This is a genomic window from Cytobacillus oceanisediminis (assembly GCF_007830235.1).
GTDB lineage: Bacteria > Bacillota > Bacilli > Bacillales > Cytobacillaceae > Cytobacillus > Cytobacillus oceanisediminis.
Genome location: NZ_VLKI01000004.1, coordinates 221,154 through 246,093, shown reverse-complemented (window position 1 = coordinate 246,093; position 24,940 = coordinate 221,154). Strand labels below are relative to the sequence as shown.

Below are 24,940 nucleotides of genomic sequence, written 5' to 3'. Positions count from 1 at the left end.
TTTAATTTCGAATTTTTTGTCTATAATGAAGTTAGATTTTTAAAAAGGAGTGAAAAGAATGGCTGTTAATGCCTACCTTAATTTTAATGGAAATACCCGGGAAGCTGTTGAGTTTTACGCGGAGGTTTTTGAAACAGAGAAACCCGAGATTATGACTTTTGGGGACTCTCCTCCCAACCCGGAATATCCATTGCCTGAGGAAGCAAAGAATTTGGTTATGCATACACGCCTTAACATTTGCGGCAGCAACGTGATGTTTTCTGACACATTCCCTGGGATGCCTTTTACGGTTGGAAATAACATCAACCTTGCTATAGTGATTAAAGAGCCGGATGACCTTAAAAAGTACTTTAACAAACTGAAAGAAGGCGGTACTGTAGGCATGGAGCTGCAGGAAACATTCTGGAGCAAATGTTATGGCCAATTAACAGATAAGTTTGGGATAACCTGGCTGTTCAATTATGATAGTGAATAACAAATACATATTTCATGTAAAAATGGAGGCTTCAGCTGAAAGCCTCCATTTTCATTCATCATTTAACAAATGATGGATCATTCTTTTTTGATTATCAAAAAACTGTTTCATGATCCTGTAATGATTTGTTTCTTCTAGTTTTTTTTCTATAATGCCTTCCTCGCTGAATTCATAAATTGCGGCAGTAGGATACGCCATGATGATCGGCGAGTGAGTGGCAATGATAAACTGTGAGTGTTCATTAACCAAATCATGGATTCTTGTCAGCATGGACATTTGCCGTAACGGAGAAAGCGCAGCCTCCGGTTCATCCAATATGTATATTCCGTTGCCGCGAAAGCGATGAAGGAATGTGGAAAAGAACGCCTCTCCATGTGATTGTTCATGCAATGAACGGCCGCCAAAGGAATCAATCACCCGAGGCCCGCCCCCCTCACGATCCATTTCTTCAATATTGGAAGCAACATTATAAAAGCTCTCCGCCCTTAGGAAAAATCCATCCCTTGGTTTATCAAAACCCTTTATTACCCTAAGATAATTCCCAAGCTCAGAATGGGTATCAAACGTTGAGAAGTTAAAATTGAAAGATCCGCCTTCAGCATTAAACCCCAAAGCAACCGCTATCGCTTCCAGTAAAGTAGATTTGCCCATCCCATTCTCACCAATTAAAAAGGTAACCTTCGGGTGAAAAGGCAGCTCGTCCAACGTCTTAAAACTAGGAAGATTAAAGGGATAGTCTTTAAAGGAAGGTACAGCATCTCTTTTAAGGCTAACGCTTCTTACATACTGCGCACTTAATATATCCATACTAATACCTCCAATTGATTTTCTCATACTTTAACATTTTTCCCTATTTACGATCAGGGCTAAAGCCGCTTTTGGATACGCCGAGTTGAATCGGAGCATCTTGAAATTCCTGCTGGAGCATCTTTAAAACGACTTTATAGGCTGAAGGATTATACCATTTTTCCAACCCCAAATCTTCATAAATCATGCGGATCCCGAGTTTCTCAGCCCTTCTGCCCCTGCTTCCGTCTCCCATCCAAAAATCATCAATCGTTACTCGGTTGGCAATTGATTTTAGCTTAGCGGGAAATTCCCTTGAGCATGGCAGCAACGGGGCGATTGTTGCTTGTGTTATGATCCCAGCTTCTTTGATTTCTTTTAACGCAGCCATTCTTGCCGGGATAGGCGGCGCCGATGGAGCAAACGTCTTCCTGACTTCATCTTTGTCCGTCTCAATCGTCATGGAGATCCTGATTTTCTCTCCGAATTGCTGGAATAGGTCAATATCCCGCTTTACTAAGGGAGACCTAGTTTGAACATGCAAAAAGTCCGGCTGATTCTTAAGCATTACTTCCAATAATCTTCTTGTAAGCTTTGAAGTGTACTCAATAGGCTGATAAGGGTCAGTTGAAGAGGACATAAACAACGCTACAGGTCCTCCTTTTTTAGCCTTAATCAATTCTTTTTCCAAAAGCTCTGCGGCATTCGTTTTAATATCAATCCATGCCCCCCATTCCTCTTCACGGAATATAGAACCAGGAAGCTCCCTTACATAACAATACTTACATCCGAATACACATCCGGCGTAAGGATTTAAAGAATGGGAAAAATCATCTATCGCACCTTTGGCAGGGGTTAGTATACTCTTTGAAACGATCTCTTTTAGCTGTATATCCACATTGATCACCTATTTTATAAAAACGAACATAAGTTCTGTATATAGATATAATATCTTTTAGTCGAAAGTACGTCAATCCTGATTAGAAGTATGGAAACGATAAGGGTGAGGGAGCGATAGGTGAGTTTTTCGATTTCTAAAAGTTTGAGAATTCCACGATCTCTATCTGATTCCCTGAAGGATCTTCAATAACAAAATAACGCCCAGGAGGACAAGGCTGCGGCTCATCAAAAAGCACTTTCACACCAGCCTCCTTCATTCTGCTGAAATCTCGATTAATATCCTTGGAAAGAATACCAGGCAAAACATTAGAATCCCGTTTTTCTGCCTCAGTTTCCTCCAGGACAATTGGAACCTCACTATGGACAAGACTGGCAATTTTTTCTCCATAATGCTTCGAAATTTCGAAATCCAAAATCTCTGTATAGAACTTAATAGCAGCTTGCAAATTATCTACCTTTACGGTTAGTACACATAGCTTATTCAACATGGAAATTCCTCCCTTTAAAAATAGACCTAACAGTACTTCTATTTATGAGTTTACAATTCCTGCTAATTTGATAATCTTTTTAAAGAGAATAAAAAGCGCCTAACCAGTGTTAGGGTCAGACGTATCCTAAACAAAAAATGCTATCTCAAGTAAAGAGATAGCATCCTGGTAAATATTTGAGAGAAGCAGTAAGCCTCTCCTAATGTTTCTATATCATGTACCGCAATAAGTTCGGTAAGGACGTGCTGATGGTTCGGGCAATTGGCAGTATTCATCCTGTTCAGGCGAATATGCATATGGGTTTGAAAGTACATCAAGAAGCTTTTTCATCACATTGTAGTCTCCTTGCTTTACTGCAGCTTCCAATGCCTCTTCTACCTTGTGGTTTCGAGGGATAAGTGCAGGATTGCTGTTCCTCATTAATTGAATTGCAGCGTCTTTCGATTCTTCCTGCCTGCCCAGTCTTGATTGCCACTTCTCATACCACTGGGTAAACTCAGGGTTTCCACCTAGATCCGTATCCTCCACATTATTCAAAGTTAATGAGCGGAAGGTGTTGGTATAGTCAGCACCAGACTTCTGCATGATCTTGAGGAGGTCTGTAATAAGTGTTTCATCTTCCTCTTCTTCGTTTATGATCCCCAGTTTTGCTCTCATGCCCCTGAGCCAATGACTTTGATATATTTTATTGAAATCGGAAATGGCATCCTGGGCTATTTTTAAAGCCTCATCCTGATCTTCATGAAGCAAAGGCAAAAGAGTTTCAGCAAACCTTGCGAGATTCCACCCGCCAATATAGGGCTGGTTTCCATAAGCATATCGGCCTTCCCTATCAATAGAGCTGAATACGGTTGCCAGATCATAGGAATCCATAAAGGCGCATGGTCCATAATCGATGGTTTCTCCGCTAATAGCCATGTTGTCGGTGTTCATAACCCCGTGTATGAAGCCGACCAATTGCCATTCCGATATCAGCGCAGCCTGCCGCTTGATTACTTCCTGAAGCAGGGAGAGATATTGGTTCTCATTTCCTTCAATTTCGGGATAATGGCGCTTAATTGTATAATCAGCCAGCGCCTGCAGTTCCTCAACCGGCCTCCAATTTGCAATATATTGAAAGGTACCTACGCGCAGATGGCTGCCAGCCACTCGGGTTAGAATGGCCCCAGGCAGCTCAGTTTCACGAATGATTGACTCGCCGGTTGTCACCACTGCCAGGCTTCGGGTCGTTGGTATTCCAAGCGCATGCATGGCCTCGCTGATGATGTACTCGCGCAGCATGGGCCCGAGTCCAGCACGGCCATCTCCCCCACGGGAATATGGAGTCCTGCCTGACCCCTTAAGCTGAATATCAACCCGTTCACCCTCCGGAGTGATTTGCTCGCCAATCAGCATTGCACGGCCATCACCTAACATATTAAAATGCCCAAATTGGTGCCCTGCGTAAGCTTGAGCAAGAGGCGAAGCCCCTTCAGGAACCTCGTTGCCGGCAAGTATGGCCAGGCCATTTTCGCTTTGCAGCGCTTCAGCGTTCAACCCCAGTGAATTTGCCAGCGAACCATTGAGTATGACCAAGCGCGGCGAACTTACAGGATTTGGATTAACGCTGGAAAAGAATGATTTCGGTAACCTGGCATAACTGTTGTCAAAGTTCCATCCTGTTTCTTTCTTATTTGTCATCGTATCCCCTTTTCTTGTTTGACTTTTTTATCAGATTTTTCTTTATTCTGTTATAGTTCTCTGCTTAACATTTGCAGCTTTTTATAATGTCTTCTTCTTCTATTTTATTATACCTTTTCGCCTTAATGATGGCTCAAATAAAAAAGGTGCCTGCCCCCTAGTTCGTTAATAAACGAAAGTACTAGCGGCCAGACACCTATCCTATTTCACTACTCGCGATGTTCAAAGGTTTTACAAGCTGTTTCCTCAACATCCTCTGCCTCTCTGCCATTTTGGCCAATGACATAAATAGAATCGGCAACACATTTATCTCCTTCTGCCCAGTATTTGCAGTTTTCTACGTTACATAATACCTCAACTTCCATGTAGGCCACCTCCTTATTGGTTTAGTAATCAATACCCCTTTTGGAGAGGGACTAACCGCCAATTTTCAATTAAAGGAGATGCCTGTCCAAAAGAAAGACTCTTGGACTTAACTATTTTAAAAAAAAAATGCCTGCCACTACCGAATTTATGTCACCTAAACATTTCAGGAGTGCAGGCACTTTCCTCCACCCTTTTTGTACTAACTTTATTCCAATAGCTGACATAAAAACGGAAAAAGTGGGGTTTGTTTGTTAGTTAATTTTTGAAAACCAGCTCCGTCACACTTTCCACATGTGCCGTCTGAGGGAACATGTCCACAGGCTGAATTCCATTTACTTTATATTTGGGACTAAGAACTGAGATATCTTTCGCCAATGTCGATGGGTTGCAGGATACATAGACAACTTTCTTTGGCTGCACTTTTAAAATTGTTTTAAGCAGCTGCTGATCCAGGCCGGTTCTTGGCGGGTCGACGATGATGACGTCTGGTTTCCAGCCTTCTTTTGTCCATTTTGGCAGCCATTCTTCAGCTTTTCCGACCACATATTGGGCATGTTTGATGCCGTGGCGGGCAGCATTTTTCTTGGCATCTTCTATGGATTCGCGAATGATATCCATGCCGCGGATTTCAGCTGCCTGGTCTGCCACCCATAAGCCAATTGTTCCAACTCCACAGTAGGCATCAGCCACTTTTTCTTTCCCGGTAAGTGCCGCTGCTCTTTTTACTTCGTTGTAAAGCTTGACTGTCTGTTCCGGATTGAGCTGGAAGAACGTCCGGGCTGATAGTTCAAACTGCAGGTCTCCGAGCGTTTCCTGAATAAAGTCGCTTCCTTCAAGATTCATGGTTTCCTGTCCAAAAATCAGAGAAGTTTTTTCACCATTAACATTTTGGATGATTGATTTTACTTCAGGCAGCTCGCTCTTGATTCTTTCAATAATAATATCCTTCTTCGGAAGGTCTTTTTGTGTTGTTATAAGTACAACTTGAAGTTCACCTGTCTGGATTCCGACTCTGGCAACTATTGTTCGAACGATTCCTTTTCGGGTTCTTTCATTATATATAGGAATTTTCAAGTCCTGAAGAATTCTTTTGACCGTTTCTGTCGCCTGTGTTGTTTGTGGATGCTGGACGGCACAATGTTCGATGTTTATCAGGCGGTGTGAATTCATGCCATATAACCCTGCCAGTACTTTTCCGTCTTTTTGGCCAACCTGAAATTGGCTTTTATTTCGGTAGTTCCATGGGTCTTCCATACCAATTGTTTCTTTTATATTGAGCTTTTCAGGGTCAAGCTTTGTATGGCGCTCCAAAGCTTGAATAATGATATCACGCTTCTCCATCAGCTGTCGGTCATAGCGGAGATGCTGAAGCTGGCAACCGCCGCATTCGTGATAAACAGGGCATGGCGGCTGGACACGGTACTCCGATTTTTTGCGGATTTTTTTTATTTTTGCCTCAGCAAATTTCGGGTTTACTTTCGTTGCTTCTGCCACAATTTCCTCGCCTGGCAATGCTCCTGGCACAAAGACGACCTGCCTTTTAAAATAGCCGACGCCCTCGCCGTTGATGCCAAGTCTTTTGATGGTCAGCGGAAATGTCTGCTTTAATTTTAATTTAACGGTTTGTTCCTGTTTCATGGTGCTTCATCACTCCAAGTTACTCGATGCTCCTCCATAAGTAGAGGGAGGCATAGCTTAAATAAGGATTCCAGCTCTTTGAAAAATTCTCCATTTCATGAAGAGTCGGTTTCGCTTCTAATTGAAATAGTTTTTTTAATGCATTTTGTATGCCTATGTCTGCGAACGGAAAAAGGTTTGGCCTGCCGAGTCCGAACATCAGGAAGTTCTGCACTGTCCAGGGGCCGACACCACGCAATTTGATTAGTTTATCATAAATTTCGTCATCTGAAAGATTTTTAAGCTGTTCAAAGCTTAAATTTCCTGAAGTTGCCTCCCTTGCAATACCGATTACATACTCTGCTTTACGTCCGCTGAATTGCAGTTCGCGAAGATCTTCTACCGTAAGTTCCGCCACTCTTTCCGGAAGCGGGTAAAACCAGGTGCCTTCCTTTTCAAAGCCAAACGCCTTAACAAAACGTTCTGTTAAAGTGTGGGCAAATGAAAGGTTCAGCTGCTGATGAATGATGCACTTCAATAGGCATCCATATGGATCAAAGTCAAGGACGATTGGTGTTCCATAATGCTTATCGAAAATCGGCTTTAAATCTGTATTTTGAAAATGCTGATGAATCGTCTCGAGTGGCAAATTCCATTGAAAAATTTCCGATAGGCGTTCGGCTGCTTTTTCTTTAAAAGGGCCATCTGTTCCTTCAATTAAAAATTCAGGAGCCTCAGTCGTTCCAATGGCTTTTACTTTTCCCACAACTGGTGTACAGTTCAGCAGCATTGGCACTTTCACGGACCGGCCGACATGATCAACTTGATTGAGAGGATCAATCGATAGCCGGTCCAGTACAAGGTCAAAATTATAAGGTCCTTCTACTTGTATCTTTTCCAAGAAGAATCCGTCCTTTATCATTTTCCCCGATTATAGCATTTTTTGTTGAGCTTTTACTAAAAATGTACGTCCTATAAAGAAATAGACCCTAAATTTGGGTCTATTTCTATGCCTTAATAGAATTTAGTAATGTTCAAGTCCATTTTCCGCCTAAAATTTAAATTTAACGGCCAATTCAGGTAAAATACCGGCCGATTTATCATTTTAACGGCCAATTCATACGATATACAGCCCATACTCGAATGCCGAATGGATTTTATTAATTTTATCGGCCAATATTGGAGATTTATCGGCCAATTTCATTAGTTTATCGGCCAAACCCAAATCAGTAAAGCATTCTCTCTCCAATTGCCTGCTCCCATGACAAATCATCAAGGCTCTTAAACGAATAGCCGCGCTTTTTCAAATCCTGAATGGCTTTTTCCAATGCATCTGCATTATCCTTCGAAACAGTGTGAAGAAGCAGGATACAGCCAGGATGAATTTGTCGCATAATATTATCATATGAGTATTGCCAGCCTTTTTGCCTGTCCGTGTTCCAATCAACAAAAGCCAATGACCAAAATACATGGGTATAGCCTTCTTTTTGGGCTAGAGCCAATGTCCTTTCGCTAAAAATTCCGCGAGGCGGGCGCAAATAAGCCATTTGCTTAACACCCGTTAGCTTTTCTGTTTCTGTCCGGACCATTTCTAGCTCTTTTACAAATTTCTCATCGCTGACTCTTGTCATATCGGGATGATGCCAGGAATGGTTCCCAATGATATGCCCTTCAGCAGCCATCCTTTTAACTAGATCTGGCGCACTTTTTAAATAATGCCCTGTTACAAAAAAGGCAGCCGGAACTTCTTCCTTTTTTAAAACGTCCAAAATTTGGCCTGTATATCCGTTTTCATAACCATTATCGAAAGTTAAATAAATATCCTTTTTGCCTGTGTCGCCTTTATAATACGAGCCATGCCTTTCAAGCAATGAATCCAGCGGTTTCCCTGCTTCTGCCGGCACCTCATCCTTTGCTTTTTTAAACCCCCAATGGATCGGAGAGTTTCCATAGTCCGCGTATGCTGTTCCAGAAAAAAACAGGAAAAAAGCACTCAGGACGATGCTTAGTTTTTTCATCTGAGCTCCTCCAATATTTTTTTCTTAGTGTTTGTGATAGGGATAAAAACATTCGCAGGCTTGATTGGCAAAAAATTGCACAAAAAAGAGAGACCTGTTACAGTCTCTCTTGCTATATTGATTAGAATACACGCTCTTTGAATTGAGCCAATTTTTCAAGGGATGATTTATCTACATCTTTATGAAGGCTGTTGCCATGGGAGTCCATTGTGACAACGGCTGTAAATCCTTCAACCTTTAAGTGCCACATTGCTTCAGGGATGCCGAATTCCATAAGATCGACGCCTTCAACAGACTTGATGCAGTCTGCATAGTATTGGGCCGCTCCACCGATTGCATTTAAATAAACGCCGCCATGCTCCTGAAGGGCTGCTAATGTTTTTGGCCCCATTCCGCCTTTTCCAATAACCGCGCGGATGCCGAATTTTTTCATAATATCACCCTGGTAAGGCTCCTCACGAATACTCGTTGTCGGGCCAGCCGCTTTTACATGCCACTTACCTTCCTCGTCTTTCATCATAACAGGGCCACAGTGGTAAATAACCTGTCCGTTAAGATCAACTGGAGCATCATGGTCCATTAAATGGTGGTGGATGGCGTCACGGCCCGTGTACATCATGCCGTTGATTTGTACCACATCCCCTACCTTCAGGCTGCGGATCTGCTCTTCAGTAATTGGCGCCTGCAATGTAACAATATTTGTTTGTTCTTCCGTTTCGACTGCTGCAGCTGTTTCAAGCTCAGCTTCAGTTGCACCGAAGTCGATTTTCTCGCCTTCCTGGTACATCCACTCATTAATTTCGCCAGTTTCCATGCTTACGGCAACGCCAAGGCGGCGGAATGCCCAGCAATTATAGGCAACAGATACGAAGAAGCTGGCAGGGATACGGTTCATTACGCCAACTTTACAGCCTAGAAGTGTTGTTTCTCCACCAAAGCCCATTGTGCCGATTCCTAGTTCATTGGCGTTTTCTAGCACATACTCTTCCAATTTGCGAAGATCTTCATTTGGATTCACATCATCTACAGAGCGGAAAAGCTGTTCTTTTGCGAGGTCATAGCCTGAAGAACGGTCTCCCCCGATGCCCACGCCAATGAAGCCGGCGCTGCAGCCTTGTCCTTGTGCCTGGTAAACAGAATGCATGATGCATTTGCGGATGCCGTCCAGGTCGCGGCCAGCTCGGCCAAGACCTTCAAGCTCGCAAGGAAGACTGTATTGGATATTTTTATTTTCACACCCGCCGCCTTTTAAAATCAGGCGTGCGTCGATGTAGTCTTTTTCCCATTGTTCAAATTTAATTACAGGCGTTCCAAACCCAAGGTTGTCCCCGCTGTTTTCGCCTGTCAATGAGTCAACAGAGTTCGGGCGAAGCTTTCCGTCTTTTGTTGCCTTGGCGATCGCATTTTTGATCGCTTCCTTCATCACAAGCTGATTGGCGCCAACAGGTGTTTTAATTTTGAAAGTTGGCAAACCTGTATCCTGGCAAATTGGCGACACATTATCGTCAGCCATTTTAATATTATTTGTAATCGTTGCTAAGCTCATTGCTGCTCTTGTACCGGCGCTTTCTCTTTCCTTCGCCGCTTTAATTGCACGGCGGACGTCGCGCGGAAGATTTGTGGATGTTTCAACAATCAGCTGATACATGCTTTCCTGAAACTTATCGATATTCATTGCTTTGGTCCCCTTCCCTTTACTCCCTATATAGCTCTTATCTATTATGAAAATTTCAATTATTTATCGTCTACCATTATACTCCTATCCGAAACGTATTTAAAGACCCACCTTGCAATCGTTTACAGGATTAAAGAGGAAATTTCGTCATGCAAAAAGTGATAGCAGGAATAGTGGCCTGTTTCTTATAAGTTGGCGTGGTATCAGCAAAAATCAGCATTTGAAAGGCAAAAATCACGTTTTCGCTTTTGCAAGGGAGTACTTCAATACAGGAAATGGTGCCAACAATTAAAAAAGAGCCCATAGGCTCCTTTTAGTTTTCCCGGTTATTGAATTCACGGCATTTGGATTCAAGGTCGTCAATCATTTCAATTAAACGGTCAATGTCTTCGAGTTCCGTGTCCTCTGGCTCAATTGCTTCCAATACGTCCAGGAACATATTTAAGCGCTGTTTTAAAAAGGTTACTTGCGTATTTTTGTCATGAATCGGACTTCCCAAAACGTTCTCTCCTTTCGTCTCGTTTACATCCTACATGAATTTCAGTATTTCGGCAAATGCGTAGTTGTACATAATATACCCACCCTTCCTTCTGCTCAATATCCCTTTTCAAAAAAATTGCTGGCTGTTTATTTAATACTCTTTAAAGGAATAGACATTATATGAAGAGGAGGAATAGATATGTTTTTTTCAAGTTGGCAGGATATTGGAAGAGTCCTTTTAATCGGATTGTTGAGCTATGCTTCGCTTGTCCTATTTCTCAGAATTTCAGGCAAACGAACTTTATCAAAAATGAATGCATTTGATTTGGTCGTAACCGTTGCCCTAGGTTCTACTCTTGCCACGATACTTCTTAACAAAAAAGTATCCCTTGCTGAGGGGCTGACAGCTTTCACTCTTCTAATTGGACTTCAATATATTGTTGCATGGCTCTCAGTCCGTTCATCCAAGTTCAGTGAGTTAATCAAATCCAATCCTGACCTGCTATATTATCAGGGAAGTTTTATAAGCTCTTCATTAAGAAAGAACCGTGTTTTGGAAGTCGAGGTATTGCAGGCAGCGCGTGCTCAAGGCATCTCTTCTTTAAAAGATGTGGAAGCCGTAGTGCTTGAAACTGATGGGAATATTTCCGTCATTAAAAAGAGCAGCTTTAGCAGCAGCTCAACCCTTTCAAATGTAAGCCAAAAGAAAAGCTGACGCCATAAGGCATCAGCTTATTATTTGATCTTCAGTTATTCCGGCTGCTTTTCCTTCACGGCTGGAGTCAGCTGCCCCATATAGGCGGCCTCTTTCTCGGTCGATTTGAATGGCCTGAACATTGCCGATTCGGCTTGGATCATCTCCAAATTCAAACCCCCTTGACTCCATTTCTCCTTTGGCCTCCATGCTGATTCCAGGTTCCCATTCAATTAGCGGACCTGCGCTAGCAAAAATTCGAGGTTCTTCAATCGCTTTTTTTAAATTCATCTTATGATCAATCACATTAATAATCGTTTGGAATACTGAGCCGATTATAGTCGGCCCCCCAGGTGAACCTAGAGTCAGGACCGGCTTATCATTCTTAAACAAAATCGTTGGACTTTTGCAGCTGACCGGCCTTTTATCTGGCTGTGCCTCATTAATTCCGCCCGGGTTGGCATCAAAATCAGTTAACTCATTGTTAAGCAGGAACCCATACCCTTTTACCATAATGCCGGATCCAAATGGATGCTCTACCGTAGAAGTGCATGCCGCAATATTGCCCCATTGGTCGACAACGGTAAAATGGGTTGTTTCACTCTTCTCCAAATCATCAGGCTGGCGAATGACTTGATTAGGGTCCCCATCCTGGTATTTCCATGGATTTCCAAAATCTATGGCATCATTCCGTCGTTCAAAATTAACAGCCTTTACCCTGTCAGCAATATAATTATCATGGAGCAGCCCTTTAATCGGCAGATCCGAAAATTCCGGATCACCTGAGTAGGCAATTTTGTCAGCAAACGCCAATCGCATCGCTTCCGTTATCAGATAGTACTTTTCCCATGACTTTGCATCATACTGGCTTAAGTCAAACTTCTCAAGGATTTTTAAGATTTGGATTACTGTCAGCCCGCCAGCACTCGGAGGAGCAGATGAAGCTATTTTGTAGCCTTTGTACTCTCCCCAAATTGGCTCGTCAACTGTCAGCCGGTAATTTTTTAGATCTTCAAGGGTCATAAATCCGCCCTCTTCCTTCAGGTTTGCAACAATTGCCTCTGCAATCTCTCCTTCATAAAAAGCGGAGATCCCTTCTTTTTGCAAAATCCGGAATGTTTTAGCCAGGTGTTCTTTTACAAGGCTATCTCCTTCTTTAAGTGGTTCACCCTCAGGAAAATAAAAAGCTTTCGCTTCTTTGCCAAGTCTGTAATGGAAATTCTGCAGTGCTTCTTCGAGTACCCAGTTTACTTCAACGCCGCTCTCAGCAGCTTCTACCGCCGGCTGAATCAAGTCAGCCAGCGGTTTGGATCCGTGTTCTTCCAAAGCTTTATCCATTGCTTTTAAGATTCCTGGAATGCCAACAGCTGTTCCATGGGTAGAGCGTTTGCGGAAGTCAATTACTTCCCCGTTATCGTCCAAGAACATTTCCGAATGTACACCCTTTGGCGCTCTTGTATGTCCATCATATATTTTTACATCTTTCTTTTTATTATCATATACCATGAAAAATCCGCTTCCTCCAATGCCTGTCATCATAGGCTCTACTACATTTAAGGCGAATTGGATGGAAACGGCTGCATCAACTGCATTTCCGCCTTCCCTTAATATCTTTTCGCCAATATCGGTTGCGACCGAATGAGGACTTACAACCATACCGGCCGTCCCAACCGCAGTTTCTCTTTCATGCGACTGTTTTTCCATATCCTTTGATAATGATTTCCCTCGTCTATAACCCATACTTTTAACCTCCAGAGATTGTCCTTCATCTATACTTAAGGGTTACCCCCCTCTTCTATATATGAAACAACCATGATTAGGAAAAGGTACCAAAACAACATGATCCTTTCCTTTACCACAAAAAAGCCTCTGCCTATTTTAGTGGCAGAGGCTTTTTTTTTTAGCTCTGTTAAAGCTTATTGTTGTATTTTAGCACCCTGTTGATTGGAGCGGAAGGCACTAATCCCACGAAAATGCATTCGCATTTCCTTCGTGCGGTGTTATTTCAGGGAAGCTTATTCAAAGTCCTGCGGGAGTGCGGATCAAAGGAAGACCCCGCAGGAGCAAAGCGACGGGGAGCGTCGGACCGCCCGCTGTTCGCTGAGTGCCTCGTGCTGAAATCAACAGGCAAATTTTACAGAGCCTATTTTTAAAATTATAGGTTATTGCTGTTCTTTTGAACATCCGGGCTATAGCTTACAGCACTTTCATCACGCTCAACAGGGTAAGCTGAATCTGTGCTGTTCGTTGAGCCTGTTGTTTGAAAGCCAGATGTTGAGCCTGAATTTGAGCCTGAGCTTGCATTTGAACCTCCGCTGTTTTCAACGGGATTTTCCATTAGCTCAGAGCCGGCTTCTTTTACTTTTGAGCCGATATCTGCGAGATCACTTTTTGCTTCCTTAGCTGTTGACATAGCTTCGTTTGAAACTTCTTTCACCACATCCATATTGCCAAATACATCTTGGTTTACACGCTGATATAAATTCTGTGCGTCTTTAATAGCATCTTTCAATGTGTTTGAAGCATTTTTAAACTGGTTAATCATATTTTCTTTTACATCGCCAGGATTATCTTTCACTTCAGAAATAAGGTTTGCAGAGGTATCTTTCAAATCCATAGCTTTCGTTTTCACTTTTGTTCTTGTTTGGGTATCAAGCATTGCCAGCGCTCCGCCAATAATTCCGCCAAGAACGATGCCTTTCATTAGCTTGCTATTCTGTCCATTATTGGAGCTCATTGCATTCATATCTTGTCCGTAAGTTGAACTCATTGTATTCATGTCTTGTCCATAAACTGAATCCATAGTAGTTGTTGTGTTTGTTGTATTATAAGTATTCTTCTGATCCATGTTGAATCCTCCTCTTAATTTTTAAATTTAATTATTGATTGTTATTGAATTAATTCCCGCCGGAGAGAAAAATAAACTTTTAAAATGCATTTTTAGTTCAATCTATCGATTGACATTTGCTATTAAAGATTAAATAATGTCAAAGGACTTCGTTTAAAAGGAGATTTCTATGAATACTGAACTTTTACCCATAACAACTAAACATGATCCGTGGGAAGCTTATATGGACATAGACCAGCATGGGGAATTACGATTATCAAATATTGAATTTACGACTACAGTTTTATGCAACATGCGCTGTGAGCATTGCGCAGTTGGCTATACACTGCAGCCTAAGGATCCTGACGCTTTGCCAATTGAACTATTGCTGCAGAGGCTTGAAGAGATTCCACATTTAAGATCCTTGAGTATAACAGGCGGCGAACCAATGCTTTCAAAAAAATCAGTGGAAAATTATGTAGCGCCTTTGCTCCGCTACGCACGTGGAAGGGGTGTCAGAACCCAGGTAAATTCTAATCTCACATTGGAATTAAATCGTTACGAAGAGATCATACCGTATTTGGATGTCCTGCATATTTCACATAACTGGGGAACAGAAGAGGACTTTATAGAAGGCGGATTTGCCATGATGGAGCGAAAGCCCAAAATCGAGCAGCGCCAAAAGCTTTTTAACAGAATGATCGAAAACAGCCGGGAACTAGTTAAAGCTGGTGTCATGGTATCTGCTGAAACAATGCTGAACAAACGGACACTGCCCCATCTTGAAACAATTCATAAGCAAATTACCGAAGAAATGAAATGCCAGCGCCATGAAGTCCATCCAATGTATCCCTCGGATTTCGCTTCTTCTTTGGAAACGCTATCTCTCGAAGAATTAAGATCAGCTATCCACCACCTTTTGGATGTGCGGAATAAGGATACATGGATGCTTTTTGGCACCCTGCCCTTCTATGCTTGCAGCAGCAATAAAGAAGATTTACAGTTATTAAAAAGATTGCATTCATCTAAAAATGTAACAGTCAGAAATGACCCGGACGGCCGGTCACGTTTAAATATAAATATTTTCACAGGGGATGTTATCGTCACTGACTTTGGTGACACACCTCCACTAGGGAATGTAAGGAATGACCGGCTAGAGAATGTTTATCAAAAATGGGGCAAAACGGAGCTTGCCGATTCTCTTAATTGCCATTGTCCCGGGGTCAGATGTCTTGGACCTAACGTGCTTGTGAAAAACAGCTATTATAAAGAAACCGACTTTAAGAAACTTCGATCCAATATTTAACAATAAAAGCCAGCCTGAAAATGGCTGGCTGCTTTCTTATCTTGGCCGTTCGGAAACGACAAATCCAAATGTGACGTGATCCTGAATCGGGATCCATGCACCAATTCCCTGAGAAGTTACATTTTTGATGACAATCATTCTTTTGTTCCCTTTTAACATTAAGTAAACTTCCCCATACGTTACTTTCCCTTTTTCATTAATCGCAGGTGCATAACCATACAGATAGCCTAATCGTTTGGGAGGAATATTATATATATGATCTTTTTTTGTACCTGCCCCAATGATCGTCTCAAAAGCAAGTGGAAGCCCTGACTTTTCCATCGCTTTCAGGAGCATCATCTTCTTCACATCTTCAGCATTGGGAACTTTTGCTGTTAATCCCCCACGGACAACCTTTTGCGCTTCCTGTACATAATGGATTTGGTACGGTGCTTTTCCTCCGCGATTGTCAAAGTAGTTCGTGTTAATTTTTTGGTACTCCCAGTTCGGAGAGGTTTCCGATGATTCATAATTAAGCGGCCATTGCCCGAGATATACGATTGCCCGGTATCCGATTGCAAAAGGAGTGCTGCTGACCGATGTTTCATTCAGCATACGGATGAGATCCGGATTTTCGATTTTTACCTTGGAGGAGTCAATCAGCTGCTGGGCCAATTCACTCGGCTGCAGAGTTGGCATATCCTGCGCCGGATTCGGATAGGTATTTTCTTTCGTAACATTCAACACCGAATTTGGAACGTTGATCGATTTTTGCGGCTGTTTCGCAGGTTTCTCAGCCCCTTTTTGTGCCTCGGCAGCCGGATGGAATGACAGCATTAATATAAGACCTAAAAAAAGAATGCTAACGTATTTTTTCATGATGTCTTACTCCTTTCAACTCACAAACTTTTTAGGTTTGATTATAGTTTTTTCGGAGGACTGGGATATTATCCATACCATGAAAAATAAGCCCGGCTACAAAAGCTATTATTTCAGCCATATTTTCATTTGTAATGATTTTGTAAAAATCAGAATATTTACAAATATCAAATAACGTTGTATAATTAACTTACTCTCAGCAAAAGGAGGGCAGATGAAGTCAACCGTACTTTTATTTTAAAAGGAGGATGAATCCGTTTTTTGTTAAGTCATCAGCAAGTTAGGTTACGTGATCAAATCTCAACATGAAGGTTGGTGATCAATGCCTGAAAGCGAACAGAATGCTAATCCTCTAAAAACATATACCTTTATGAAAAATGTACTTAAATACCAAATATAAAAACCGACTCTGAGATCCATTCAGAGTCGGTTTGTTTAATGTTGCCTGATTTCGAGATCGGCTGCTCGTGAGTCTATAGCAGATAAAAACCAATTCCCATAATTATATACGCAGCCAGCAGAGTAGCGCCTTCAAACCAGTTCGTTTCACCATCGTTCCCGATGACAATCATTAGAAGCACGGATGTAACCATTGCGATTAACTCAGGCAATGTAAAAACTAGCGGCATGGCTGTCGGGAACATTAAGGAGAGCAGCACGAGGACTGGCGCCACGAACATCGCAATCTGCAAGGTGGAGCCAACAGCAATTTCGACCGCAATATCCATTTTATTTTTATAAGCCATAATGATTGCAGATGCGTGTTCTGCCGCATTACCAACGATGGCAACGATCACTACACCAATGAATAGCTCAGTCCAGCCAAACGCTTCTCCGACTTCTTCAAACGTATGAACCAGATTTTCCGATACATACGCAACTGCCACAGTAGCGATAGCAAGGACGGCAATCGCCTTTCCTTTGCTCCACTCCGGTTCTTCTTCCTCATGATGGCTGCCCTTTTCCTCATTATGCTGATAGACACCTCGATGGGTTACAAGTTTAAAGAATAAGGCTGCTAAATATAGTGCTATTAAAATAACGGAGATGCCGATACTGAAGGTGATAGTTTTCGCTTCATCCATCGTCATCGCAAAGACTTCAGGGATGACAAAGGCAACGATCACGCCGAACATCAGCAAGCCCGAGTTATGCCTGGCATCATATACATTAAATGTCTGGGTTTTAAACTTTACTCCGCCAACAAAAAAGGATAAGCCTGCAACCAAGAGCAAATTCCCTAATACAGATCCTGTCAGTGATGCAAGAACCACGCTAACCAGCCCTGCTTTTAACGCGAAAATCGAGATAATAAGCTCGACGGCGTTCCCGAAGGTGGCATTAAGCAAGCCACCGATCCGTGGGCCTGCTACAATGGCAAGGCTTTCCGTTGCTCTTCCCATATAGCTGGCCAGCGCAATAATAGTAATGCAGTAGATGGCAAACAGCAGAATATTGGACCAATGCATCAGTGTGCCGATTACAGAAAGCGGTACGCCGGCAAAAGCCAGCACCATGAAAATTTTATTTGTCATATGTCTGTCTCCTTTTTCTCATAATGTTCTTTTATTCTTGCCTTCTCATCCATTTTTTTGGCATATGTGACTATATGCAAACCAAAATAGGATGAAATATTAATACTCCATATTAAATATGTAGAAACTATCCTTCTTTATTAACCTTTTTCAAAAAAAATCAAACCTATACATTTAAATAGGGTTGTGCACTTTTTTGCTTATAGCTTTCCATGCAAAAAGCTGCCGTCATAAGACAGCAGCTCTTTAGTCGTCAGCTGATTGCATTTTTAGCCAATAGTTGAATGGTCATGTCATCCATGGGCGGGTTATGGAGGCCAGCGCGGACATCACGGTAATAGCGCTGCAGGGGATTTTTTTCAGAAAGGCTTCGTGCACCGACTACCCGCATCGCCAAATCCACTACAGTAATAGCCGCGTTTGTTACAGCAAGCTTGACTGCTCCCAATTCCGGCCCCATACTGCTCTGAACTTCCTCCTCTTCTTCATCCCACTGCTTCGCAACTGAATAAAGAAAATGGCGGGCTCTCATCAGTTCAAACTCCATCTCCCCGATTTTTTGCTGAACGTTCGGTAAATCAATGATGGAACCTTTAATGCTATTTGGTGAATATTCTTCTGCAAAATCGATCGCATAAGTTTGAGCCGCCTGGGCAATGCCTAAATAACACGCAGGAATATGAAGCAGCCACCCCGCCGCCCCTTTCTTGACTGGCTTAAAAAGCTCGACAAGTGCCTCTTCTTTCACACTTACATCTTTTAAAATAAGGTCGTGGCTCCCTGTACCCCTCATTGCGATGCTGTCCCATGTTTCCTCAAGTGATACACCGTCTGCAGTCCGGGGAATCAGAAAATTTCCCGTTTCGCCACTTTCTGCAATCGTTGCGCTCACATTAAAGTAATCAAGTACAGGCGCCATCGTCGTAAAGCTTTTTCGGCCATTGATAACCCATTTATCACCATCTCGAACTGCAGTCGTAAAAGGCTTCCCCCCCCTGGTCGGACTGCCCGTTTGGGGCTCCGTTGCACAATTGTTCATTAATGCGCCATTATGCACTTCTTCACATAACGCCTTAAACGTTGATTCTTCCCAGCTTTTTTTCTCGCCAAGACTTTTAATGATTCCCATATGCCAGCCAATAGATAAAGCTGTAGAACCATCGCCTTCCGCTATCTTTTCCTGCAAACGGATAAATTCATAAAGAGAAATTTCCTCGCCTCCATAGCGCTTGGGAATGGTTAAAGACGTATATCCTGACTCTTTCAGCTCAGCGATATTTTCAAAAGGGAACCGGCCCTCTTCATCATTTTTAGCTGCTCTTAATAAAAATTTTCGGGAAAGCTCTTCCATTAACTGGACTCGTTCTTCAATGGTATTCAATTCCTGGAATTTCAAGTTTGAGCACCCCTTTCTTTTTTAAAACTGTAATTCTTATTATTTTTGTCGGAATTATTATACTAAATTTTTATAAAATTGTTCTAGCAAGACGCATTATTTGTCATAAAACAGACTGGAACGTGCAGATTAAGATGGAAGAAATGAAAGGAGAATTATGTATGAGTGAACAATTAAAAAAGAAAATGATGGACATGCTTGATGAATCTGGAGTTGGAACCCTGGCCACCATCCGGAACAGCAAGCCCTTCAGCCGGTTTATGCTATTTTTTTATGAAGACCTGACGATTTATGCGGCCACAAATAAAAATACTCATAAAGTGGAGGACATTGAAACAAATCCAAATGTCCACATCCTTCTTGGCCTTGATGTAAAAAATGCAAATGGAGAATATTTCGAAATCGAGGCTAAAGCGAGCATTGATTCCTCCCCGGAAAGCCGCCAAAAATTCTGGGATGAAAAGCTGAGGAATTGGCTCTCTGGCCCGGATGATCCCAACTATATCCTTTTAAAATTGGAGCCTGAACATATTCGGTATTTCTCCAAAGCGGGTGAACATCCGGAAGAGCTATCGATATAAATACAAGGAAGAGGGATCCTCTTCCTTGTATTTATATCGCAGTTTACGGGCTGATGGAAGTTTCACTTTATACAATCTCAAATGTCTCGACAATCTCAATGCTGTCTTCCACAGAGCGTACCATTGAACAGTTCTTTCTCGTCAATTCAAGTGCTTTATGGAGCTTCGCTTCATTTAAATCATTACCTTTAATAAGGAAGTGGATATGGACCTTTTCGACCCGATCGGCGATTTCTTCATTTCTTTCGACACTCGTTTTCATTTGAATATCCTCAAAATCCATGCGCATTTTTTTCATGATTTTTCTAAGGACCCCACCGCTGCACACAGCCAAAGAAGCGACAAGGAGCTGGAAAGGCCTAAAACCATATTCCTCATCCCCTGCAATATCCAGGCGGCCAAATGGCAGCTCTGTATAAAAACCTACTTCTTCCTTCATTTTGAAATCCATGGTATTCGCCCCTTTTTACTTTATATTTATATTGAGATTACACTATTTTTTCTGTAAACAAAACTATTATGTCAGTTTCATTCGGGAAATGGCCTGATTCTCCATTATATTTCTCTTGCCAAGACTCCTTATTCCCGATACCATCATTTAGGAGACATTTTTAAGTCACGTTCAGAAAAAGAGGTTTTAATATGAATAAAGAAACAACGCGTTTTTGGATACTCATTAGCATTGTTGCGATTTCAGGGTTCAGCCAGGGAATGCTCCTTCCGTTAATCGCCATTATTTTTGAAAATGACGGCATTTCCTCCAGTTTGAATGGCTTGAATGCAACTGGGTTATATATTGGGATACTCCTAATCTCTCCTTTTATGGAATATCCATTGAGAAAGTATGGGTATAAGCCGGTTATTATACTGGGCGGACTCCTTGTTGTTCTCTCCCTTGTTCTTTTTCCAGTTTGGAAGTCATTCTGGTTTTGGTTCATTTTGCGGCTCCTGATTGGAATCGGCGACCATGCCCTTCATTTTGGAACACAGACCTGGATCACGTCCTTTTCACCGGAGAATAGACGCGGCCGGAATATTTCACTGTATGGATTATTCTTTGGAGTTGGATTTGCTGTAGGGCCTTTAATGGCACCGCTTGTAAAAATCAATGAGACACTCCCGTTTATTGTATCTGCCATTCTATGTCTGATCGCCTGGATGTTTTTATTTACTCTGAAAAACGATTATCCGGAACAATCCATTGAAATCAATTCGTTTAAAGAAACTATGAAGCGTTTTTCAAAGGCTGCCAAATATGGCTGGGTCGCATTTTTACCGGCTTTGGGTTACGGATTTCTGGAGGCATCTTTGAATGGGAGCTTTCCTATATATGGCATGAGGATTGGGCTTGAGGTTTCCAGCGTGTCACTTTTGCTGACTTCGTTTGCAATTGGCGGAATTGTGTTCCAGCTCCCACTCGGAATCATGAGCGATAAATATGGAAGACGTAATGTTTTAATAGGTGTACTGTTTATTGGGTCTATTAGCTTTATCGCTGCAAGCTTGCTGGAAGAATCGGTGCTGGCGCTTACTGTGTGCCTATTTATTGCCGGTATGGTGGCTGGCTCCACCTTTTCACTCGGTATCACCTATATGGCAGACTTAATGCCCAAAAATTTATTGCCGACGGGGAATTTGCTTTGCGGGGTCGCTTTTAGTGTTGGAAGCCTGATTGGCCCTTATATCGGCGGACTTTTTATCCAATTTTTTAAATCAGTCAGCTTTTTTAACATAATCAGCGTTATGCTTTTGCTTATCTTCCTGGCAGTCACATTGTTCGGAGATAAACAGCCGGTTTTTGAAAAAAGCCAGTCATTTTAAGGGGATCTGTATGGAGTTCCTCTTTTTTGTGGAGTTTGGCGGCTTTTCAAGGGGAATTTTTCGCTGTAGTTGCTAGCGGACATGTTTTTCTGCAGCTTTGGCCTTTTTATATGCAAGTTTTTTATTTTATTTGTAATTTTCCTTATTTACTTGCCAGTTTTAAAATATATTTGCACGCAGCCAGATATACACAAAATCCTCATGTTAGCGATAATCTTTCGTTTGTAACATTTTTCCTCTTCCTCCGTCTAATGGAATGAGGTGAATGGGATGAAGAATATTACGGCATTTTTATTATCTTCTTTATTACTGGCTGGCTGCTCACAGGCCAATGGTGTTAACCCACCTTTAGACAACTATAATCCAGACCCAAAAGATGTAATTGATTCTCATGGAAGCATTGAACATTTAGAAGAACTTGATCGATTTATTGAACAATTTAACAAGCAGAAAAAAGCTAAAGTACGGATTGTCCAATATACAATTGAAGGGGATCCCATTCTGACAGACTTGGATTATGATAGGGAAATCATTCATTATCAACACGACACGACCAGAGACCAATACGGTTCGGGCAGCATAACCAAAAAAACTTGCCAAAATATCACCAAAACAGAAACCAATACAGAAACATACTATAATCTCAACTGCAGCGGGACCCAGGAGGAAATCATTTATATCGAGCATGACACCTCTTCTCAGGACCGCTTTGAGTTTAACCTTAAGTATGGCGTTGGCAAAAAGAACGAAATCAATACAAAAGATCAGCAGCTTGTAAAGAATCTGCAAAATGGGGAAATGGTGACTGTCAGCGATTTTCAGTTTTCTGAAGAAGAGTTAAACAGAATATACAAAGCAATGATTTTTGCAAACTATTTGAGTGAAAAAAAATTATCAGATTCCTGTAAGCAAAAACCTTATGAGAGCTACGAACTAACTGTCTGGATTAATGGCGGAGAACGCCATTTTGAATGGACGGAATGCGACCAAAGCCCGGATGGCCAAAAAATGTCGGCTATGAAAGACCAAATCCTTGAAATCCTTAAGCAAAATGAAGCCTACAGAGCGCTTCCTGCTTCTAAAGGAAATTATGAATAGAAATAAAGCATTTGTCAGAATTCTAATGGACTGTTTAGCTTTTCAATTCATAGGTTATATAGTAAAATAAAGATAATAGAATACAATATTTGCATAATGCTAAATGCATTATCTCATATGACCGGTTTTAATGCTGTCACCTCCATGGTGGCAGCTTTCGTCGTTTTTTAGGGGTATTGAATGTGATTATTCTTCTCAATAAGGTGATTGAGAAGAATCATTCATTTTATTCACACAACCGGAGATAAATTGGAATTTATATAAACACAACTCATTTTAGGAGGAGAAACCATGAGTATGGAAGCAAAGGCTTTACTAAAAAGCAGCAATACACCTGATGAAAACTTCTTGGAAAAAATTAAACCCCATGCCGAACTAATCGCAGCTCTTTTCAGCGGCGTACTAATTCTGTCAGGATGGCTTTTGGACCGCAGCGACCTGACAACGGCATCCATTGTCACTTATTTGCTCGCCTTTATCATTGGCGGTTTTGCAAAGGCGAAAGAAGGCATCGAGGAAACAATTGAGAATAAGGAACTGAATGTTGAAATGCTGATGATATTTGCAGCAATCGGATCAGCTATTATCGGCTACTGGACAGAAGGTGCCATTTTAATTTTCATTTTCGCGGTCAGTGGCGCTTTGGAAACGTACACAATGAATAAAAGCCACAAGGAAATTTCGTCTCTTATGGAATTGCAGCCGGAAGAGGCGTTAAGAATTATTGATGGAACCGAGGAACGCGTCCATGTTTCAGAGCTGGCCATTGGGGATCAGATTTTGGTTAAGCCCGGTGAGAGGGTTCCGTCTGATGGAACAATTGTAAAGGGGTATTCTTCCTTGGACGAGGCAGCCATAACTGGGGAATCTCTCCCTGTTTCCAAGACTGCTGAAGACCCGGTATTTGCGGGCACAGTTAACTTGAACGGTTCGATTACAGTTGAAATAACCAAACCGAATAATGAAACGCTTTTTCAAAAAATCATCGAGCTTGTGCAATCAGCACAGAGTGAGAAGTCTCCTTCTCAGCTTTTTATTGAAAAGTTTGAGGGCACATACGTAAAAATCGTTTTGGCCGTTGTTATATTAATGATGTTCGTACCGCATTTCCTTTTAGGATGGAGCTGGACAGAGACCTTTTACAGGGCGATGATCCTGCTGGTAGTTGCTTCGCCATGTGCCCTTGTCGCATCCATCATGCCGGCAACTTTATCGGCAATTTCAAATGGTGCCAGGCACGGAATCCTTTTTAAAGGCGGCGTTCATCTCGAAAACTTAAGCCACCTAAAAGCGATTGCTTTTGATAAAACCGGGACTTTGACAAAAGGCAAGCCGGAAGTAACAGATGTCGTGGTCAAACAAGGCCTTGCTAAAGAGGATGTGCTGCTGAAGGCAGCTTCCATTGAAAGCCACTCCAACCACCCTCTTGCGAATGCAATTGTCAAATATGCTAAAGAGAACATTTCCGTACCGCTTGTCCACCCGGAAAGCATTGAAGATGTAACTGGCTTTGGCGTCAAGGCCACTGTCGGCTATGATGAATGGAAAATAGGCAAGGCTGCCTTTGTTGGAAAAACGGAAGCAAAGGCATTTGCAGACGGTGCTGCAGACCGAATGGCAAGTGAGGGGAAAACAGTCGTTTTTATTCAAAAAAATGATGAAGTTGTAGGCCTTATCTCATTAAAGGATGTGGTTCGCGAAGAAACAAAGCAGGCCATTGACCAGCTTAAAAAGCAGAACATTTACACCATTATGCTGACAGGGGACAGCCAAACAACTGCTACAGCCATTGCCAGCGAAAGCCATGTAAATGATCATATCGCTGAATGTCTGCCTGAAAATAAAGTTGAGCATCTTAAAAAACTGAAGGAAAAGTACAGCAATGTCGCAATGGTCGGAGACGGAATTAACGACGCCCCTGCCCTGGCAACTGCCAATGTAGGGATTGCCATGGGTGAAGGAACCGACGTTGCATTGGAAACTGCTGATGTGGTTCTAATGAAAAATGATCTGCCTAAAATTGCGGAGGCCATTGACCTATCACGTCGCATGAATCGGATCATAAAGCAAAATGTCATCTTTTCCATTACCGTCATCATGTTTTTGATTGCATCCAATTTCCTGCAGATTCTTGATTTGCCTTATGGTGTTATCGGACACGAAGGATCTACAATATTGGTTATTTTAAACAGCTTGAGACTGTTAAGGTCATAAGAAAAAGCCTGGGAACTCAAACTCCCAGGCTTTTTTGAAGTACAGGTATCTATTTGCTTATTAATGGTAACCGTTTTGCCCGTTAGCAGAACCGGATGTTTTTTGTTTTGGTTTATTCTTCCCTT

Annotated in this window: 23 protein-coding genes; 7 read left to right on the top strand and 16 right to left on the bottom strand. The window is 42.0% G+C overall.

Annotated elements, in window-relative coordinates; translation table 11 throughout:
* The first annotated feature begins 58 nt into the window (after positions 1-58).
* Positions 59-475 carry a VOC family protein gene (locus tag IQ19_RS09825; RefSeq protein WP_144542252.1) on the top strand — a complete coding sequence of 139 codons (417 nt, stop codon included), beginning with the start codon at positions 59-61 and terminating at the stop codon, positions 473-475.
* Positions 476-526: 51 nt separating this feature from the next.
* Here the strand turns inward: IQ19_RS09825 and IQ19_RS09820 are convergent, their stop codons facing one another.
* The 10 genes from IQ19_RS09820 to IQ19_RS09775 form a co-directional block, all read right to left on the bottom strand.
* Positions 527-1,282, bottom strand: a complete 756-nt coding sequence (locus tag IQ19_RS09820) for an AAA family ATPase (protein ID WP_144542251.1) — start codon at positions 1,280-1,282, stop codon at positions 527-529.
* A 43-nt stretch (positions 1,283-1,325) separates the two neighbouring features.
* Positions 1,326-2,165: an SPL family radical SAM protein gene (locus IQ19_RS09815; RefSeq protein WP_415801809.1), complete on the bottom strand. Its 840-nt coding sequence runs from the start codon at positions 2,163-2,165 to the stop codon at positions 1,326-1,328.
* A gap of 130 nt (positions 2,166-2,295) precedes the next feature.
* The gene (locus IQ19_RS09810; RefSeq protein ID WP_144542249.1) at positions 2,296-2,649 is read right to left on the bottom strand and encodes a VOC family protein; all 354 of its coding nucleotides are present in this window, start codon (positions 2,647-2,649) and stop codon (positions 2,296-2,298) included.
* A 213-nt stretch (positions 2,650-2,862) separates the two neighbouring features.
* The gene (locus tag IQ19_RS09805) at positions 2,863-4,329 is read right to left on the bottom strand and encodes a protein adenylyltransferase SelO (protein WP_144542248.1); all 1,467 of its coding nucleotides are present in this window, start codon (positions 4,327-4,329) and stop codon (positions 2,863-2,865) included.
* Between the two features lie 209 nt (positions 4,330-4,538).
* Positions 4,539-4,694 (bottom strand): DUF1540 domain-containing protein, encoded by a 156-nt coding sequence (locus IQ19_RS09800; RefSeq protein ID WP_144542247.1) that lies wholly within the window; start codon positions 4,692-4,694, stop codon positions 4,539-4,541.
* Between the two features lie 256 nt (positions 4,695-4,950).
* Positions 4,951-6,333 (bottom strand): 23S rRNA (uracil(1939)-C(5))-methyltransferase RlmD, encoded by a 1,383-nt coding sequence (gene rlmD / locus IQ19_RS09795; RefSeq protein ID WP_144542246.1) that lies wholly within the window; start codon positions 6,331-6,333, stop codon positions 4,951-4,953.
* Between the two features lie 19 nt (positions 6,334-6,352).
* Positions 6,353-7,234 carry a DNA-3-methyladenine glycosylase family protein gene (locus IQ19_RS09790; protein ID WP_199749439.1) on the bottom strand — a complete coding sequence of 294 codons (882 nt, stop codon included), beginning with the start codon at positions 7,232-7,234 and terminating at the stop codon, positions 6,353-6,355.
* A 304-nt stretch (positions 7,235-7,538) separates the two neighbouring features.
* Entirely contained in the window at positions 7,539-8,330 is a 792-nt protein-coding gene (gene pdaA / locus IQ19_RS09785) for a delta-lactam-biosynthetic de-N-acetylase (protein ID WP_144542244.1), read from the bottom strand.
* Between the two features lie 121 nt (positions 8,331-8,451).
* Entirely contained in the window at positions 8,452-10,005 is a 1,554-nt protein-coding gene (locus IQ19_RS09780; protein ID WP_144542243.1) for a fumarate hydratase, read from the bottom strand.
* 313 nt (positions 10,006-10,318) lie between these two features.
* Positions 10,319-10,504, bottom strand: coding sequence for an SE1561 family protein (locus tag IQ19_RS09775; RefSeq protein WP_144542242.1), 186 nt, complete (start codon positions 10,502-10,504; stop codon positions 10,319-10,321).
* A 180-nt stretch (positions 10,505-10,684) separates the two neighbouring features.
* On the opposite strand from IQ19_RS09775, the gene IQ19_RS09770 reads away from it, so the two are divergent.
* A complete protein-coding gene (locus tag IQ19_RS09770; protein ID WP_144542241.1) occupies positions 10,685-11,200 on the top strand; it encodes a DUF421 domain-containing protein in 516 nt (171 codons plus the stop codon).
* A gap of 12 nt (positions 11,201-11,212) precedes the next feature.
* Here IQ19_RS09770 and ggt read toward each other — a convergent pair whose 3' ends face one another.
* On the bottom strand, positions 11,213-12,919 hold the full coding sequence (ggt, locus tag IQ19_RS09765; RefSeq protein WP_144542240.1) for a gamma-glutamyltransferase: 1,707 nt from the start codon (positions 12,917-12,919) through the stop codon (positions 11,213-11,215).
* 415 nt (positions 12,920-13,334) lie between these two features.
* Positions 13,335-14,027 (bottom strand): YtxH domain-containing protein, encoded by a 693-nt coding sequence (locus IQ19_RS09760; RefSeq protein WP_144542239.1) that lies wholly within the window; start codon positions 14,025-14,027, stop codon positions 13,335-13,337.
* A 163-nt stretch (positions 14,028-14,190) separates the two neighbouring features.
* On the opposite strand from IQ19_RS09760, the gene yfkAB reads away from it, so the two are divergent.
* The gene (gene yfkAB, locus IQ19_RS09755) at positions 14,191-15,312 is read left to right on the top strand and encodes a radical SAM/CxCxxxxC motif protein YfkAB (protein ID WP_144542238.1); all 1,122 of its coding nucleotides are present in this window, start codon (positions 14,191-14,193) and stop codon (positions 15,310-15,312) included.
* 36 nt (positions 15,313-15,348) lie between these two features.
* On the opposite strand, the gene IQ19_RS09750 is transcribed toward yfkAB, so the two are convergent.
* The 3 genes from IQ19_RS09750 to IQ19_RS09740 all read right to left on the bottom strand — a co-directional run bounded on the left by IQ19_RS09750 (position 15,349) and on the right by IQ19_RS09740 (position 19,101).
* Complete coding sequence (locus IQ19_RS09750; RefSeq protein WP_144542237.1) at positions 15,349-16,170, bottom strand: YfkD famly protein; 822 nt, start codon at positions 16,168-16,170, stop codon at positions 15,349-15,351.
* A 473-nt stretch (positions 16,171-16,643) separates the two neighbouring features.
* Complete coding sequence (gene cax, locus IQ19_RS09745) at positions 16,644-17,705, bottom strand: calcium/proton exchanger (protein WP_144542236.1); 1,062 nt, start codon at positions 17,703-17,705, stop codon at positions 16,644-16,646.
* A 253-nt stretch (positions 17,706-17,958) separates the two neighbouring features.
* On the bottom strand, positions 17,959-19,101 hold the full coding sequence (locus IQ19_RS09740) for an acyl-CoA dehydrogenase family protein (protein ID WP_144542235.1): 1,143 nt from the start codon (positions 19,099-19,101) through the stop codon (positions 17,959-17,961).
* A 161-nt stretch (positions 19,102-19,262) separates the two neighbouring features.
* Here IQ19_RS09740 and IQ19_RS09735 point away from each other — a divergent pair, with 161 nt between their 5' ends.
* Positions 19,263-19,682, top strand: a complete 420-nt coding sequence (locus IQ19_RS09735; protein WP_144542234.1) for a pyridoxamine 5'-phosphate oxidase family protein — start codon at positions 19,263-19,265, stop codon at positions 19,680-19,682.
* A 67-nt stretch (positions 19,683-19,749) separates the two neighbouring features.
* On the opposite strand, the gene IQ19_RS09730 is transcribed toward IQ19_RS09735, so the two are convergent.
* A complete protein-coding gene (locus tag IQ19_RS09730; RefSeq protein WP_144542233.1) occupies positions 19,750-20,133 on the bottom strand; it encodes an OsmC family protein in 384 nt (127 codons plus the stop codon).
* A gap of 191 nt (positions 20,134-20,324) precedes the next feature.
* Here IQ19_RS09730 and IQ19_RS09725 point away from each other — a divergent pair, with 191 nt between their 5' ends.
* The 3 genes from IQ19_RS09725 (at position 20,325) to IQ19_RS09715 (ending at position 24,815) form a co-directional block, all read left to right on the top strand.
* On the top strand, positions 20,325-21,503 hold the full coding sequence (locus tag IQ19_RS09725; protein ID WP_144542232.1) for an MFS transporter: 1,179 nt from the start codon (positions 20,325-20,327) through the stop codon (positions 21,501-21,503).
* A gap of 270 nt (positions 21,504-21,773) precedes the next feature.
* A complete protein-coding gene (locus tag IQ19_RS09720; RefSeq protein WP_144542231.1) occupies positions 21,774-22,601 on the top strand; it encodes a DUF4362 domain-containing protein in 828 nt (275 codons plus the stop codon).
* A gap of 291 nt (positions 22,602-22,892) precedes the next feature.
* Entirely contained in the window at positions 22,893-24,815 is a 1,923-nt protein-coding gene (locus IQ19_RS09715; RefSeq protein WP_144542230.1) for a heavy metal translocating P-type ATPase, read from the top strand.
* Positions 24,816-24,940 lie beyond the last annotated feature (125 nt).